The 16,515-nt window shown below is 41.5% G+C and carries 14 protein-coding genes and 1 tRNA gene; 6 read left to right on the top strand and 9 right to left on the bottom strand.

Annotation, left to right across the window (positions count from 1 at the left end; all coding sequences use genetic code 11):
• The first annotated feature begins 36 nt into the window (after positions 1 to 36).
• On the top strand, positions 37 to 474 hold the full coding sequence (locus B4N43_RS12480; protein ID WP_286735051.1) for a hypothetical protein: 438 nt from the start codon (positions 37 to 39) through the stop codon (positions 472 to 474).
• 219 nt (positions 475 to 693) lie between these two features.
• Here B4N43_RS12480 and B4N43_RS12475 read toward each other — a convergent pair whose 3' ends face one another.
• From B4N43_RS12475 to B4N43_RS12465, 3 genes are all read right to left on the bottom strand, one after another.
• Positions 694 to 1,101, bottom strand: coding sequence for a hypothetical protein (locus tag B4N43_RS12475; protein ID WP_286735050.1), 408 nt, complete (start codon positions 1,099 to 1,101; stop codon positions 694 to 696).
• Between the two features lie 208 nt (positions 1,102 to 1,309).
• Positions 1,310 to 2,518, bottom strand: coding sequence for a hypothetical protein (locus B4N43_RS12470; RefSeq protein WP_286735049.1), 1,209 nt, complete (start codon positions 2,516 to 2,518; stop codon positions 1,310 to 1,312).
• 459 nt (positions 2,519 to 2,977) lie between these two features.
• A complete protein-coding gene (locus B4N43_RS12465; protein ID WP_286735046.1) occupies positions 2,978 to 3,442 on the bottom strand; it encodes a hypothetical protein in 465 nt (154 codons plus the stop codon).
• 736 nt (positions 3,443 to 4,178) lie between these two features.
• Between B4N43_RS12465 and B4N43_RS12460 the strand changes: the two genes are divergently transcribed.
• The 3 genes from B4N43_RS12460 to B4N43_RS12450 are packed head-to-tail and all read left to right on the top strand — an operon-like array spanning position 4,179 to position 9,588.
• Positions 4,179 to 4,970 (top strand): TlpA family protein disulfide reductase, encoded by a 792-nt coding sequence (locus B4N43_RS12460; protein ID WP_286735044.1) that lies wholly within the window; start codon positions 4,179 to 4,181, stop codon positions 4,968 to 4,970.
• Positions 4,971 to 4,982: 12 nt separating this feature from the next.
• Positions 4,983 to 8,183, top strand: coding sequence for a SusC/RagA family TonB-linked outer membrane protein (locus B4N43_RS12455; protein WP_286735042.1), 3,201 nt, complete (start codon positions 4,983 to 4,985; stop codon positions 8,181 to 8,183).
• 10 nt (positions 8,184 to 8,193) lie between these two features.
• Complete coding sequence (locus B4N43_RS12450) at positions 8,194 to 9,588, top strand: RagB/SusD family nutrient uptake outer membrane protein (protein ID WP_286735041.1); 1,395 nt, start codon at positions 8,194 to 8,196, stop codon at positions 9,586 to 9,588.
• A gap of 71 nt (positions 9,589 to 9,659) precedes the next feature.
• On the opposite strand, the gene B4N43_RS12445 is transcribed toward B4N43_RS12450, so the two are convergent.
• The 4 genes from B4N43_RS12445 to B4N43_RS12430 form a co-directional block, all read right to left on the bottom strand.
• Entirely contained in the window at positions 9,660 to 10,022 is a 363-nt protein-coding gene (locus B4N43_RS12445; protein WP_286735039.1) for a hypothetical protein, read from the bottom strand.
• A 116-nt stretch (positions 10,023 to 10,138) separates the two neighbouring features.
• Positions 10,139 to 10,609 (bottom strand): MauE/DoxX family redox-associated membrane protein, encoded by a 471-nt coding sequence (locus tag B4N43_RS12440; RefSeq protein ID WP_286735036.1) that lies wholly within the window; start codon positions 10,607 to 10,609, stop codon positions 10,139 to 10,141.
• A 230-nt stretch (positions 10,610 to 10,839) separates the two neighbouring features.
• The gene (locus tag B4N43_RS12435; protein WP_286735034.1) at positions 10,840 to 11,772 is read right to left on the bottom strand and encodes a helix-turn-helix domain-containing protein; all 933 of its coding nucleotides are present in this window, start codon (positions 11,770 to 11,772) and stop codon (positions 10,840 to 10,842) included.
• Between the two features lie 125 nt (positions 11,773 to 11,897).
• On the bottom strand, positions 11,898 to 12,284 hold the full coding sequence (locus B4N43_RS12430) for a DNA-directed RNA polymerase subunit alpha C-terminal domain-containing protein (protein ID WP_286735031.1): 387 nt from the start codon (positions 12,282 to 12,284) through the stop codon (positions 11,898 to 11,900).
• A 410-nt stretch (positions 12,285 to 12,694) separates the two neighbouring features.
• On the opposite strand from B4N43_RS12430, the gene B4N43_RS12425 reads away from it, so the two are divergent.
• Both B4N43_RS12425 and B4N43_RS12420 read left to right on the top strand, forming a co-directional pair.
• Positions 12,695 to 13,390 carry a hypothetical protein gene (locus B4N43_RS12425; protein WP_286735029.1) on the top strand — a complete coding sequence of 232 codons (696 nt, stop codon included), beginning with the start codon at positions 12,695 to 12,697 and terminating at the stop codon, positions 13,388 to 13,390.
• 312 nt (positions 13,391 to 13,702) lie between these two features.
• Positions 13,703 to 14,371 carry a tetratricopeptide repeat protein gene (locus tag B4N43_RS12420; RefSeq protein WP_286735023.1) on the top strand — a complete coding sequence of 223 codons (669 nt, stop codon included), beginning with the start codon at positions 13,703 to 13,705 and terminating at the stop codon, positions 14,369 to 14,371.
• 320 nt (positions 14,372 to 14,691) lie between these two features.
• Here the strand turns inward: B4N43_RS12420 and B4N43_RS12415 are convergent, their stop codons facing one another.
• Positions 14,692 to 16,002 carry a site-specific integrase gene (locus B4N43_RS12415; RefSeq protein ID WP_084825397.1) on the bottom strand — a complete coding sequence of 437 codons (1,311 nt, stop codon included), beginning with the start codon at positions 16,000 to 16,002 and terminating at the stop codon, positions 14,692 to 14,694.
• A gap of 308 nt (positions 16,003 to 16,310) precedes the next feature.
• A tRNA-Glu gene (locus B4N43_RS12410) sits at positions 16,311 to 16,382 on the bottom strand.
• Positions 16,383 to 16,515: the final 133 nt, after the last annotated feature.

Below are 16,515 nucleotides of genomic sequence, written 5' to 3'. Positions count from 1 at the left end.
TAAGTTGGTGCTACCAACTTATTAATAACATAAAGTATGAAAAAATTAAAATCATTAGTATTTATCCTATTGATTGGAGTAGGAATTTGCAATGCCCAAACCGGCAAAAACCACTTTATCGACCTACCTTCAACCGATCCGAAAACGACTTTTGAGAACGTCTTACAGCTTTTTCTTTCGAGCGATTATTTTGTCCTGTCAGCGGATAAGCACTCAGGATTTATACAATGTAAAATCGTTAACGATGACAGCAAAGTTTTTACAAAGCTAAAGGTAGAGATTCTCGAATATAATCTCCTGATACGAGAAAACCAAGATAACGGCGCACGGATATATATTCAGGCCAACCTTAAACAAAAAATTCGTTCTGCTAGCGTGAATAACGATGGAGTTTACAGTGATGATATCGGGGTAACTAAAAAGCCAAAATATTATGAACCCTTGATAACATTTCTTAAATCAAATTTAAACTAAAACTTGTTTGGCATACGGATAAATATCATCCTTGTTGCAGGATTTTGGCGGAAAACTGCGCATTAAACATAGTTTATTTTTCATTTTCGTATCTCTATAAATTAATCGCAAGGATCGCTTTTTGTTATATTATACCCACTTACCTTTTGGTTGCCTTAGCGATGAAAAATAGTATAGATTGTCCCAACCTATTTGGCCCAAGTTCTTAATTCTTCAATTTTATACATCATCTGTGACACTCAAACAATCCGAAAAATCAGCTAAAATGCGATTTAACTCTTTTGGTTTTTTTGTCCCCAGATAAAGAATCTCTCCATTTTTTAGGATAACCCTTAAACTATATCGCCCCTGAAGAACAAAATAGTTTCTGTTCCGGAGCAGATCCAGACCATAGATCCGATAGAATTTTGCTCGTTTATGTTCCACCAGATAAGCTTCTTTTATCGCATACCATGGTATAATGGCGAAATGTCGGTCTAACGGAAAGAACCGAAATTGAATCTCCCTGGATGTGATCCGTAATTCCATTTTGATCAGAAGAAAATAAACGGTAAAGAGGACTGACAACGGGGCACCTGCAATAAAAAGAATATTACCGGCAGGAACATTGCCAAAAGGCTGCCCCAATACAACCTGGACTATAAATCCCGCGACAAATAGAATGTTTAAACCAATCTGGATGATCCAGAATAAAGGACTCGTAATCTTTTGTTTTTTCCCGGTACAGTATTGCCATATTATTCATTGTATTATTTTGGGTGAAATAATGTGCCTAGAGGAAATTAACATTGATGAGGCTTCCTTATAGTATTTCAGACAGGTTCATTAATTCGTTTTATCTCAACTGTGACATATAGCGGTATATAAAATCGGGGCTCTTGAGCCGCTCTTTACCATATTTATTGATCTGGTCGGCATATTGCATCAGTAACCCGCAGCCTGCTTTATTAAAGAGTTTTCGGAGACCTTTATCCCCTGAAATATCATAAAGCAGAAAAGCATCCATGCAGTCGACCATAAGGTGTTTTCTGTCCAGCAGTTTCAATTTTGTCATTTCTTCAAGCCTATTGCCCTCCGGTGTTCCCGAATTGGTCAGGAAGAGAAAAGTCCGGATCAGCCACTTGTCCCGTTGGAGTGAAATGACAAAGTAGCCCACTTTGTAGGTGGCAAGATAACATTCCAGCAGTACGTAATCCTTCTTTACAATGGTTTTCACTGTGCCTTCCCGTATAACATATCCAATATAGGCCTGCACATATCCCCGCCAAAAAACTGCCCGCTCTTCGAAACGTTCAAGTGCATGCTGCTGGGCGTATATCGGTAGAGCGATATCATCGTCGACATTGATTAATCCCAGCTGGCTCGGTCTGATGGAGATCCAGTCAAACTCATCTACTTTGGTCGCTGACGGCACTCCCATACGGACAACCGTTCTCTTCTTTCCGTCAACATCCTGCAGAGCGGTGGTATGGGACAACCTATGCACATGGATTTCGTTAGTCCCGCCGAACTGTTCAACCGCCATCCGGTCAAAACTGAACCGCACCGTTCCTTTATAAAAATCATAGAGCTGCAGGTCATTGAGGCTCATGATCTGGATGATCTTCATCCGCTGCTCGGCAAACCATTCGGTAGTGGTAAAATAGGGTGCGAAAACTTCCCTTAATCTGGAAAATCCTTTTATCCTGCCACCGACCCTATACTGGATATAATGCAGGAGTACCAATGCATCGGTCAGAAATCGGGCATAGGAAATCTTCTCGCCCAATAAGGTCTCGATATGTTGACCACTGAGCAGCTCAGCCAAAGTCTGTTTATAGTTTCTCAGTTCTTCGGCATTCAGGACACGCTTGCCGTGGGGTATCACCCGAATATCGGGATAACGATATAGGTATAAAAGACGGAGGCTACTTTCTGGCAGTAGTTCGAAATATCCCTTACCGACCAATTTCTCACAGATAATGCGTAACCGATGGTAAAACACCTGCCGACGGGCCTGTTCCTTTTGGCCATAATTAGTCTTTCTGTGGCTGGATTTACTCATACACATCTCTTTTTATCTGTCATACAGAGAGCTTATTTTTCACTTATGGAGTGATATAAATATTCATTAAGTTAATAAAATATAGGTATAATACCAACTATTAAAGGTTGAAAAATGGGCTTCGGTCAAATTGACTCCCCCTAAGGATTGAGACAGGTGTTTAAATATAAATGATAACGTGGGAAATATGAGATTAACCGTAAGATCAAGATTACCATTGAACCTGTGAAGAACAGCGCTAGTTTTTTAAATTAAATTATTGTCTAGAAATGTTCAGTTTTAGCAGTAACAATAAGCTAGCCCAATAATAGGTACCTTTGCTATTAGGCAGGTAAGCAGATAAGTTGGCAAAGCACTGATCGGATAAGCTAATGCCCAGTAAAGAAAAAAGGCCCCCACCCCGAGAGATAGAGACCAAGTTCTCAATTTTAAATTTCTTGAAATGAAGATATTGTCTAATCAGCCTTTTAAAGATCGAATCTCTTTTTTCAACTCTTCTATTGTTCGATTTGCCTCAGATAATTCCTCTCTGCAAATTGTATGTGCTCTTAACAATTCATTATGACTTTCAAGCAGATTAGTATATTTCTGTTGAACTCCTTCAAACTGTAATTTCAAGTCTGAATAACTCTTCTCTCCTCCAACTGGATTAGATCGAAAATAGGGTGCCAATTCAGGGAAATCAATAGAGAAATCATGAGGTATAGCCTTCCCATATTTTATCATGATTGAATCGGATAAAAATTCCTTTTTAAAATGATTGTACAATGTGTTAGATTTATAACCAGCTCTTTGAGCGATACTCTCATTCGTATCTGTACTCAACGACACTGCGATATATAATGCCAATCCTCTCCCTGTATATTCTTTATCAGTTATTTTGCTATTCTTTTTTCTCACAAAAACTATTATCTCAATTGACATAAAGATACGCAGGCTTTATGTTGATAATAAAATTGAAAATAAGTTGATTTATATTGATTTTTGTTTATATTTGTAATATATAGTGTTTGTAAAACTATTTTTTTATTGATTTTAATGGAGTAAAATAGAATTAAATCAATAAGATTGGATTAATTGAAGTTAACGAACTCTCGTATCTGAATTTGGCGATTTGCAATGCGAGTGTGAGTACTGCGTCAATTTTCCTATCTTTGAGAAATCTTTTCTCAGGGTAGGGTTGACGCTTGCTTAGACCATGCATTGCAATATAACCTTCGGGTTATACATTGAAAATTACTTCCCTGAGAGTAATGAGTAAAGGTTTCGCCAAAGCCTCAGATGCAAAGGAAGGCAAGTAGTCAACCTACTTTTAGCTTTTCGAGAGTTCTTAGAAATAAGAACTGATGAAAACAACAAGTATACAAAATAAGCATTATTGTATGTCATCGAAGAATGGCACCAATAGTGCTTATTTTGTTTTTTTCTCTAGCAAAAAGCAACTGCTTCAAAAATTAGCCTGCCCACCCGAATAATCGGGTGAGATAACCCTATACCGCTCCCTTTCTGTCCCGACCGAATCCGTCATAAATTTTCCAAGGGGCTGGGAGCGGCTATTCTTATAATCCTAAAAACAGACCAATTTTCATCGAAAAAATGAACGCTATCGGCGTAACGGATATACCATGCCCTGATTTTTCGACTATAAACAGACCCGATTATGATCACACTCATATTATTAATACTAAAAGATATTCTAAAAACACACCTTTACAGGGGAAACAACCTGTTAAAGATGTTCACCACAATTTTCGTTTCTATGTTTAGTTTATGCTCAGCACAGTCCGTGAAAACACGGGCTGATGCCAGGCAGACTACCACGAAGATAACACGGGAGACTATCCCTTATTTCGTTACGACCACTGATAAGGATGATATCCGGGGGCAGATATTACATTTTAACCCCGATGCCAATCTGGGCAAATACCCATTGTTTGAATATAATGTGAAGATGGACCGGATATCTCCGCTTAAAATAGGACAAAAGGTACCGGATGATATTATGGATCTACCTATACGCATAGCTGGCGATAGATACGGAAGAGACAGTGTCACGCTAAGGAAACTTTCTGCAGACAGGATGCTCGTATTGGACTTTTGGGCAACCTGGTGTGCACCCTGCCTGGCTTCGATGGATAAATGGAAAGAGCTTCAGCCAAAGTATGGCGATCATGTTCAGTCTGTCGGTCTCATGCTCGACTATGATTATAAAGCGGAACTCACTACCAGAAAAAGGAACTGGACTTCGCCACAGCTTATAGGCCCCGAGGTATACCTGCTAAATGCCTATTTCTGCGGCACACCGGTTACAGGCCCCTCGGTATGGATAAAAAACGGAACCTTGGTCGGTATCACTGATGCAACAACCAATATCGAGCCTATTCTCGAAAAAATGATCGCTGGTGAAATTACTTCCATTCCCCAGAAGTATATGTGGAAATCACCATTTTAACAGGGAGGGAATATGAAAGAGTATTTTATTATTACTATCCTATTTATACTGTCCATCCTAACTGCAGATGCCCAGATTTCGGGCTACGTAAGGGATGAGAACAGTGCTGCCCTGCACGGTGCCACACTGACACTAAAGAGGTCAGGTATTTCGGCAAAGACAGGCAAAAACGGCTTCTTTTCTTTTGGTAAAATGGAGCTACCGGACAGCCTGTCGGTCAGCTTTATGGGGTACAGCACTAGGAGAATGGCGGTTACTTCAGCCAATGGTAACCTCACTATTATGCTACAGAAAAACAGCCATACCATTGAAGAGGTGCAGGTTGTCAATACCGGGTTCTACAGTGTTCCAAAAGAAAGGGCTACGGGATCTTTTACTGTCGTTGACAATAAACTGCTGAACCGTTCGGTGGGTGGAAATATCCTACAGCGACTCGACGGCGTGACCTCCGGAGTTCAGTTTGTCACACCAAATGGCACCAAAGCATCCGACATCCGGGTAAGGGGACTGGCGACCATACAGTCCGATGCGAGCCCGCTCATTGTTGTCGACAACTTTCCCTATGACGGAGATATCAGCTCCATAAATCCGAATGATATTGATAACATCACGATCCTGAAAGACGGTGCAGCCGCTTCGATATGGGGAGCACGTGCGGGAAATGGTGTGATCGTGATCACGACAAAAAAAGGACAATATGGACAGAAAGACCAGCTTTCCATCAATAGCAATGTGACTATTGGCCAAAAACCCGACCTGATGTACAGCCGGAACCGTCTACCATCTGAAACTGTCATGGCGATTGAAAAAGAGAAATACGAAAAAGGCGGGTATTATCTGGAAAATGCACAGCAGACTGCTTTTCCTGCGTATGTGGAAATGCTGATCGCGCGGGATAAGGGAACGCTAAGCCCTGAAGAATTTGCCCGGCAGGAAGCCATTTTAAAAAATACGGAAGTTCGCCAAGAAGCGATGAAGTATCTTTACCAGCCCGCCGTATACCAGCAGTATGCGCTTAATGCACGTGGGGGCGGTGAAAGTTTTACTTATTATGCTTCGGGAGGATATGACAAAAACCGCTCCAGCGAAGTCGGAGCCTTCAATGACCGGATAAATCTCAACCTACAAAATACATTCAGGCCATTTCCCCAGCTGGAACTGTCCACGGCGCTTTGGTACAGCAGACAGACAAATCAGAATAACCAGATCACATTGGACGATCTCAGGGGGAATGCCACCAATATAGGTCTTTCTCCTTACACAAGACTAATGTATGAAAACGGAAATCCTGCATCTGTCATAAAAGAGTACAGACAGCCTTATGTGAACCAGGCAGGGGCTAATGGCTTACTGGACTGGGAGTATCGTCCGCTTGAGGAACGGGGGCTTATGGACAGGCGGGGAAACGGTGACGAGCTCAGGGCCAACCTTGGGCTGAGGTATAATTTTTTCAGGCATTTCAACATCAACGCTACCTATCAATATATCAGGGGCAGCTCATCCAGCACGGCCGAGTATGATAAAGATAGCTATTACGCGCGCAATATCGTCAACCGCTTCACACAGGCCGATGGCACACGGATTATCCCCTATGGCGGAGTATTCCGCGAGCTGCCGTCCAATTTTTCGCGGAGCCATTCTGCACGCGCACAGCTGGACTACTCACAGAAATTTAGCGAAGAACATGAGATAACGACACTGGCAGGTGCTGAGATCAGGGAAATGATACAGCTTACCGACCCGGGCTATACGCTCTACAATTATGATCCCGATCTGATGATCGGGGACAACAATTACAACTATACCGAGAACTATAGGACACGCCCCAGTGGAAGATCAAGACTCCTTGCCCCTCCGTCTGCAAAACAGCAGCTTACCGACCGTTACCTGTCCTATTTTGGAAATGCAAGCTACACCTATAAAACCAGATATATTCTCTCCGGTTCACTCCGATGGGATGGATCAAATCTGTTCGGTGTGAAAACCAACCAAAAAGGAACGCCATTATGGTCAGTAGGAGCAAGCTGGGAACTTACCAAAGAATCCTGGTTCAAATTGCCTGCCATGGATTATCTGCGCTTGAGGGCAACTTATGGAGTCGCAGGAAATGTAAACAAAAATGTAAGTTCCCTTCCAACTATCGAACATGCTGCGACCAATGAAAACACCGGGCGTCCACAGGCGATTGTGCGAAGTATCGGAAATCCATCCCTGCGCTGGGAACAGGTAAAAACATTTAACCTGGGTCTGGATATCCGATTGCTCAATAATCGTATTTCGGTAAGCGCCGATTATTACGTAAAAAATGCAAATGACCTGATCGGAGCCAGCGTACTTCCACCCAGTACCGGAATTTATCCGGAAAGCTTTGCTGAAAACTCGAATCTTGTCAACTATGCGAACCTGAAAACACAAGGAATGGATTTACAGCTCAGCAGCCGAAATATCCGTGGGGCTTTTAACTGGAACAGTGCGCTTCTTTTCAACATTGTCCATAATCAAGTCACCCGATATGCCGCAGATAATAATATCGGATTATACAATTATCTGCTTTCACCTTCTTTTCCTGTTGTGGGAAAAAGCAAGGATATTTTATATGCGTTACCTAAATACTCGCTCGATCCCGCTGATGGCACAGTGCTGATGTTCATTGATGGTCAGCGTACCAGGAACGGAGTGGAATATTATAACAGTCTTTCGCCGGGTGATCTCATCGGCACAGGGATCACCGTTCCGACCACTTACGGTTCCTTACGGAATGAGATCAGATGGAAGAATTTGAGTCTGTCTTTCCTTATTTCATGGAAAATGGGGCATGTATTCAGGCGCTCGACAACTGTTCCCGATGGAGAATATAGGCTGCAGTATCATATGGACTATCTAAAACGATGGCAAAATCCGGGGGACGAACACTGGACAGAGATCCCGGCAACATCCCAGAACCCTTCGGACAATATGTACAGCATGTTTGAGCAGTATGAAAATTTTGTGACCAGCGGTAGCCATCTGCGGTTTCAAGATCTAAGCTTTTCCTATGATTTCCCTGCATCTATGTTACCGAAATCGGTGTTTAAGAATGTACAGTTCTATGCATATGCAAGGAACCTGGGGATAATCTGGAAAGCTAACCGATATGGTTTAGACCCAGATTATCCTAATGCAGAGTATGTTGCGCCAAAAAGTTTTGCTTTTGGCCTGAGGTTGGACTTTTGATAAGGAGACTATGAAAGATTTAAGAAACTATTTGATTTTTTGCCTTGCCATTATTTTGACAGGTTGTGGCAAAGATTTTCTGGATGCAAAGAGGACATCCAATCAGGTTGTGCCAAAGACCGTCAAAGATTATCTGGCGATCCTGAGCCGGGATAACATGTATTATACTTCAAGCGATCTGGCTTACCTTGGAGCGGACGAATATTACGTCAAAAATTCCGCAGATCTTGTTGCGGGCTCACGGTACACACCATTCCACCAGTATGCTTATACCTGGCAGGACAACCCCTATGGCACCCAGAGAAATATCAAGGACTGGGATTTAGCGTATGAAAGGATCATGTACGCCAATCTCGCCCTGGATGTTGAATCTGCCCCATCCGGTCAGGGTGAGATCGCTGACAGGGACAGGGCAAGGGTGGCCGCCCGTTTTCACCGCGCATGGAATTTTTACCAGCTCGCGCAGCTGTTCTGCAGGCCATATAATGAACAGACTGCCGACAAAGATCCAGGTTTACCCCTACGGCTGGATTATGATGTTTCAGTCAGATATGACCGGTCATCATTGAAAGAGGTTTACGACCAGATAATAAACGATCTGACGGAGGCAGAAAATATACCAATAATGGACGACACTAACCCCTATATGCCGGGCACCACAGCTGTGCAGGCTCTTTTGGCGAAGGTCTATCTTGGGCAGGGAAAGTTTGATATGGCACTCCGGTATGCAGATATCGTGCTCAAAAAAAAGAATACGCTTGTAGATTACAATAAGCTGACGGGATCAGTCACTGATATTTATGGAAGCTATTTTGAGCCTTATGGAAAAAATAATCCCGCTATTATTTTTTATTCAGCAGCTGCCGTTGGGGGAATCATAATGCCTACAATGCAAAATATAGACACTCTTTTCACCGAATCTATTCAGCAGGAGGATCTCAGGGGGAAAATATATTTTTTTACAAGGCCATCAGGAACAAAAGTTTATACCGGTTCATATTGTGGTTACGGAGGAAATGAGTTCTTCACAGGCCTGAGTGTTGAAGAAATGTTATTGATCCGTGCAGAATGCGCTGCACGCGCCGGATCGGAACAAATTGCATTGGATGAAATCAACCTTTTACGAAGGAATAGATTTAGTAATAGTGCATATAGAAACCTTGGTCTTGCGGAGATTAGTGACCTTTTGGGATATATATTTTATGAAAGGAGAAAAGAACTTTTCATGCGGGGAAGACGATGGGAGGATGCGCGAAGGCTCAACCTTGAAGGGAAATATCCGGTCACTTTTTCCAGAATACTGGATGGGGTAAAATATACACTTGCTCCAAATGAAAAAAAATGGGTCTGGCCTATTCCACAGTCGGAAATTGATGCCAGTGGCATCCTGCAGAACGAAAGATAGCAAAGGGAGGCAAAATTTGCCTCCCTTTTGGATACTGCCCAAATTAATGAATTTTAGTCAGTTAACAGATGCTATTGATGCTGGCGGAAAGCTTCGGAAGTGAAACCGTCATCGTTTGCTTCCTTGACTGTCGCGGGCATATCAGCAGGATCAAGGGCGTCGCTTAGCTGAACAGCACAGGTAGCTCCTGCCAAAGTGTTACAGCTGCCGCTTGGCGCTCCGCCCGGATATAAACCGTCAATCTTTTGATTGGTCGCAATATTTCCACCTGCAGGATTGATCAGGCTCACCTGATACCATGTTGGCGTTGCCTTTTTGCTTTCATGGTTTTTCCAGGAAACGGTGAGAGTCACAACTGATGCCAGAACCAACAGTGCACCGAAGTTCAAATTTTTAAGTAATGTTTTCATAACAAAAAATTTAAGGATTAGCATGCGCTGATTTCATCAGGCCCATTGCATGGCCTGCCCCTATACCTTCCCGAGGTCCCGGTTTTGGGGTGATTTGCAGATTATGGCAGGGAGACCTTTACCCTGCACGTTCAGCCGTGTTATGATAAGACCGTATCCTCCTTTCTGCCAAATCCGGAAATGACGTCTTTTCCCAGATGGCTTCTATGGGCCAATATCCAGTATATTAAACCAAGAATAATAAACAGGCTATTGAGTACAATATGCAACCAGTGATTATTTGTTGGCCAGATACCTGCACATGCACAGGGCGTATAACCGAGTACCCCCGACACGCCGAACAGTAGATATAGCGTGAAAATAGTCATCACGATGGTAGATAGTCTGACCCCGAGCTGTACTGTGGATTTATAGAGCAGCAATACGGTCAAGACTATATACAGAGCCGGGAGGCCCCACAGAAGGCTGTGTTCCAACCATTGCGGGAATGACTGCAGTGCCATCTCACTTTTGGTCTGTTCCCAGCCCGAGAGTTTCAATGCAGCAGTGATCCCCCACAGCAATATAAAGCTGTACTGACCGGTGACTTTTATTATCCTCTCTCTTTTCATGTCCCTGTTAGTCTTATATCTCTACTCCTTGTAAAAATGGGAGCAAATGATAATGTTTAGTAATCTTCTTTTAAACCCTGATTCTATACTGGTAAAATTAAAATGGGAATCCTGATTTTTTTCGTGGATTTTGGACAATTTTTTGGCTGTTTTTAGGCATAAAATTGTCCAAATTTCAGGTTTTTGTCGAAATGCAATAATAATTGAGGATTTTGCCCGCGATCAAGATACTATTTTCCGTACGCCTGGCGGAAAGTTTCGATATCATTATAGCCGACTTTTGCCCAGACTGCAGACATGGGGAGTCCGGCACCATCAATGAGCTTTTTGGCTTCTTTCAGTCTCACCATGGTAATGTATTTTACTGGGCTCACATGGAACTCCGTGATAAATTTCCTTCGTAGGGTTTTTTCCTGAAAACAGAACCGGTCTGCGATCTTGTAAACTGTAAGGTTCGGGTCGCTGTAATTTTGCTCTATATACTCCTTAACTTTATAGATGGGTTCATTGCTCCGCTGCTCCAGCATATTTTCATAATATCCAAGGGCACCGACCAACAGGTCCCTGAGCAGTTTTGGAAAATTCTTTTTTATCGAATTTGCGAATCGTTCCAGAAAACGCAACCAGATCAGCACGTCGTCGCCTATCTCGCAATGGGGCATGACACCGAACAATCTATCGGACTCCATGAGCAGGGCCAGTGCTTCCTTTAGTCTGAGATAGGATTTAACTTTATGTTTAGCCCAGGCAGGAGATATCGAAACTGCGAGCACAAGGCTTGTGCCCGGGCTGGGAAAGTGTGCATGATATGTTCCAGCATTGCCACGGGATATATAGAAATATCCTTTTCTGGCTGCTGTGATCAATTGCTGACGTTCGGTGGTAAACCTGATCTCACCATCCAAACAGAATAAAATAAAAAGCCTGTTCTTTAGGGTGCGGCAGCCAAACCGGAAGGTTCCATCGGAATCCAGCTGCAGCAGCTCCATTTGAAATTGTTTAAGGATAAACCGCTGGCGGTGGAGCACTGCTCCCGTAAAATTATATTGCAGGGAAATAGGGGCATTTTTCAATGGATGTAGGCATGAAGCTGGCGGAAAATCCGTGACATCCCGGATATTCAGTGGTTCTTCGTTAAAAAACAATTCATAGTCATCTGTCATATCGCTGCATTTTTCCTATAACTGCCATAATTGATGGCTAATAGTGCTACTGGTGTAAGAGCCCAAAACCTCGGCCAGTTGTCAGTTAACAGTTCCTTCAGCGGACAAATTGAGAATCTATTCAGCTAAAATAGGAAGGAATTCCTGCCGATACCTTGATACGATGACTTACTGGTTTCCATTTTTCCTATTTCAGTCAACAGAACCCTGATCTCCCCGAGCGATTTTCTTCCCATTCCTTCCATCCTTTCAAGATCATTGTACGATGTTGCCAGAAGTCCGGCGACAGTACTGATCCCGTTCTTATAGAGGATATTGATCGTCCTGCTGCCAAGTTCGGCTTTTAGCTCCCAGAGATCCGCTTCTTTGATATGGGATAGGATAAACTCATTGTCCCGCAGTAGCTGCCTTAGCTTCATAGAAAGACGATAGAGCGAGTCAATATCCATCGCACCGAGGTCAAATCGTGTCTTTTTTCCACTGATGAAAACATCTATTTCAAGTTCTTTCATAGGTTCTCATGGTTATCTGGTCAGAAATATTTATTCAGAGTATCACTGATCGTATTTTGTCGCACTTAGCGTATCTCTAAAGATTAAATTGAGGTTTTTCAAGAGCTTTTAAAAATTTTTTAGACCAACTCCATTTCGACCTCGACAAACTTGCCTGTTTCCTCGATATCTTATTTCTCAGGACTTCAAACTGTTCTGTTATCACTCATCCCGATAGTATTTTAAATAAAGTTCGGCTTAATAAATGGTGTTCAGGTAGGAAAAAACACACCAAATTTTTATGATTTTATACAAAATTTAGGGTTAAAAGGTGTGTTTTTTACCACTTCAGATTTGAATTGCCTTAATCTATTGTTTCTTGGTTGAAATTTAAACAGCTTTGTATTAACAATGACATGCTGATTTTTACCATGGGAATATTAAAAAATGTGATACGATCCTTATTCGACAAAAAAGAATCAATTCGGGATACGCCCGAGAAAACTGAGGTGGATCTAAGGGATCTCGAGTTTCTCGCCCAAAAGTCAAATTATTTTATAGAGAAGCAGGTAGAAAGCTACCGCAACAAAACCACTATTTCCGGAACAATAATCACAGTGATCGTTATCTTTATTCCATTCTTTATAAGCGGTCTTCAGAACAGTGTCTTCTGGATAAAGCTGATCTCTATTCTGCCGTTATCAATACTAACGGTAAACCTGGTAAACTTTGTCAAGATACTAAAGACCAAATCCCTTGATGTTGGATTCCATACCAATAAATTTCAGGATCTGGCTAACAGAAGTTATGAAGAAATACTAATGTATGAGATCGGGGCAAACAGATCTTCTTTTGATGACAATATGATAAAAATAAAAAAGGTTGACAGGATTTTTCATTTTAATATTAAATTTACATTGATCAGTATCATCGCATCAACAATTATTTTAATTATCACTAATCTTATTGATATGAGCAATAAAGAAAACGAAACAACGCAGCCTTCACAACCTGTGAGGGTTATTCCAACGGTCGATCCCGGAGATCGGACAAATTTAACGGATACGACGCCTTATATGCAATTGGTGGCCCCTGATTCCTCGGACAAAAATGCAGAACAAAAGTAAATTCATGGATTAGAAAATAAAGGTCCATGCTTTTGTACACTCAAGAATGTCCTAATTAATTTATAAGAGTACCGGTTATTTTAAAGGTAGAGGAAATTGTGGAAAATCTAACCGACAGACTGAACGGGAGAAAGCAAGAATCAGATCCGAATTCTAAATGATGGAATTAAAGAAAGTCAATGTTAACTGCATTGGCTTTTTTCGTATTTTAGTAATAGTAGTATTCTCTCACATAAGTAGCATAACGTCCAATAATGGTAACTGTGCCGGAGAGATTTTATGATAGTCATAAATAAGCGTGGGCAATTCAAGATGAAGTTTTTACAGACCATATTATTACTTATTATTCTGATTGGATGTGGTACCAGATCATCGGAATATTATCGCGAGCAGGCGAATAAACTTGAAAAAGAAAACAAATTTAAAGAAGCAATATTACTTCTTGACAAAGGCATTGAAAAAGACCCAAAGAATATCAACGCTTTACTTGACAGGGCTGTCGACAAATCCTATACAAATAAGTACAAGGGTGCTATTGACGATTATTCAAAAGTTATCGAGCTGGACCCTGACAATAGTCTAGCCTTTTTGAACCGAGGAAAAAACAAAGAAAGGCTTGAAGATCACAAGGGAGCGATAGCCGATTTCGATAAGGCAATTAACACTAAGGGGAACGAATTAATTTATGTTGACAAAGTTGAAGACCCCTACGTTGAAACAGGGTTTGAATATGATGTTAAGATAGAGGAGATCAGGTTCGAACGCGGAATAGCCTACTATAAGATAGGCAATCTAAAAAAGGCATTCGATGATTTTAGTTTTGTAATCCGCAAGGATTACAATTTATCAGATTGCTATTATTGGAGAGGCCTGATTTATCTAAGCTACAAGATGAAAGATGAGGGGTGTAAAGATTTAAGCAAGGCTATGGAACTAGGAGACCCAGATGCAAAAGACCTTCTGGACAAGTATTGTAAATAAAAACAGTGAGGCCAGATTTTCGTTTGTTTAGCGGATAGCGCTAAAATTAAACTCAAAATCAAGTTACGTATTTTCCACCGCTCCTTAGTGGCTTGCGAAACCCCTCAGGTCTTTCCCTGCGCCGTTCTCGCCTTTGGCTGTTTAAGGAATTGATTTGTTGTCCTGATTCTATAAAAATCCGACCGCTAGACCCATATAGCCTATATATTACCAAAAAAATACTATGATCGGCTTGAAGGAAACTAGCTTTTGGTAAGGGCGGATAACATATTTTTTATTTAATCTGGAAGCGATACACGATGTACCGCTTCCTTTTGTTATCAAGCAATATTTCTTCCGTTATGGTCTGTCTTTATAAATGTAAATGCTTGAGGGGTACATAGCTCAGCTATTTTAGCTTGATTTGCAGGCGCCGGTTTATTCTCGATCTTTCTTTCCAGTCTTTCCATATCCACCGCAACTCTATTATCCAATAACTTCGCATAGTGCTGTGTGGTCTTGATGTCCGTATGCCCGAGCATCTTGGAAACGGTTTCGATCGGAACGCTATTGGCAAGTGTTACAGACGTGGCGAACGTATGGCGTGATTTATGAAATGTGAGTTCTTTTGTTATCTCACACAAATCCGCTATTTCCTTTAGATAACTGTTCATTTTCTGATTGCTGAGAACAGGTAGTACCATATCTTTTGTCATACATGGTGGATAATCATGATACCGTTCAATTATCTCAAGTGCCTTTGGAAGCAGTGGAATATTTGATGAGGTTTCAGTCTTTTCCCTGCTGGTGAAGATCCAGAGTTTTCCATCCACTCCCTCGGCAATATCTGTCCATTTTAGTTTCTTCACATCCGCATAGGAAAGTCCGGTGTAACAACAAAAAACAAAGATGTCGCGGACATGTGCAAGCCTTGGGATCTTGAACAACTTTTCCTCTATCCTTCGAAGTTCCGCATCTGTCAGAAACTCCTTCTCTTTAGCCTTCGCCTTGATCTTGTAGAATGCAAATGGATCATCCATTATCCATCGATGTGCAATACAGATTTTGATGATCTTACGAAGGTGTTTCATGTATTTTGCCGCCGACACGGCTGAACAGCCCATTGTGGCACGCAGAAAGAATTCATATCCCGTAACAAAGGCATGGTCAATCTTTCTTGTGTCAATATCCTGCGACCTGTATTCTTTCTCAAGGTATCCACAAACATGTAATAAGGAGGTCTTATAACCTTTAAGCGTATTGGGCTTGAATCCATTGCCGAGCAATGCTTTCATCTGGATATTGTGTTCCCTAAAAACATCAAGAAATTGCTTTCGCTTGATATCCTTCCCCTGATACCTAAGTTTGATGGATTCCGCGGTAATTTCCTCTGCGGCAGCCGTCATAGCGGTATGGATTGTACTTACTTTGCTGACTAGGGCATCAAGATAGCTATTAAGGGTCTTGATAGCTTCTGTTGTGCCTTTCACACGACTGGCTTTAGAGTTCCATTTCGACGGATCGCATTCCCGTCCTGTGGAGACTTCTTTTGGGATACCATCTACGGTAATCCGCATGTAGATTGGTTTGGGGCCGTTAACATAATTTTTTGGTTTCTTCAAGTAGAAGAGCAAGGAATAATTTGTGCTCATGACAACATCATTTAAGTGAAACAAACCGAGCCGCCTTTGTGGCGAGCTCTGCATCACCACTGAAAAACAGATTTCAGCGATGCAAAATTAGCCTTGCAACGAAAACGGATCAAGATGTTTAAATTATGAACACATTGACAATCAAACTTTTAAATATATTTCAGTGAGTAGTCAACTCCAAGAAAATGACTCACTGAATGACTCACTTTTTTATTGGGAATTATTATAGGTTTTGTAGATACTGAAAAACAAAAAAGCCTGCAAATGTTTAATTTGCAGGCTTTTGTATGTTTTGACTTTTAGATGTGTAGCCCGTAGGGGAATCGAACCCCTGTTTCAAGAATGAAAATCTTGCGTCCTAACCCCTAGACGAACGGGCCGTTTTCTGTTTCGGTGTGCAAATATAGAAATATTTATAAATGTGTCAAAATTTTTATCTTTTTTTTATTCATTTTTTTTGAAATAGATCATAAACCCCTCTAGAATAGCTATATTTAGAGTCATTGAAAAAGT

Source organism: Sphingobacterium sp. UBA1897 (assembly GCF_002337775.1).
GTDB classification, from domain to species: Bacteria; Bacteroidota; Bacteroidia; order Sphingobacteriales; family Sphingobacteriaceae; genus Sphingobacterium; species Sphingobacterium siyangense.
The sequence above is the reverse complement of the archived record's forward strand: the minus strand, read 5'-3'. Positions and strand labels throughout refer to the sequence as shown.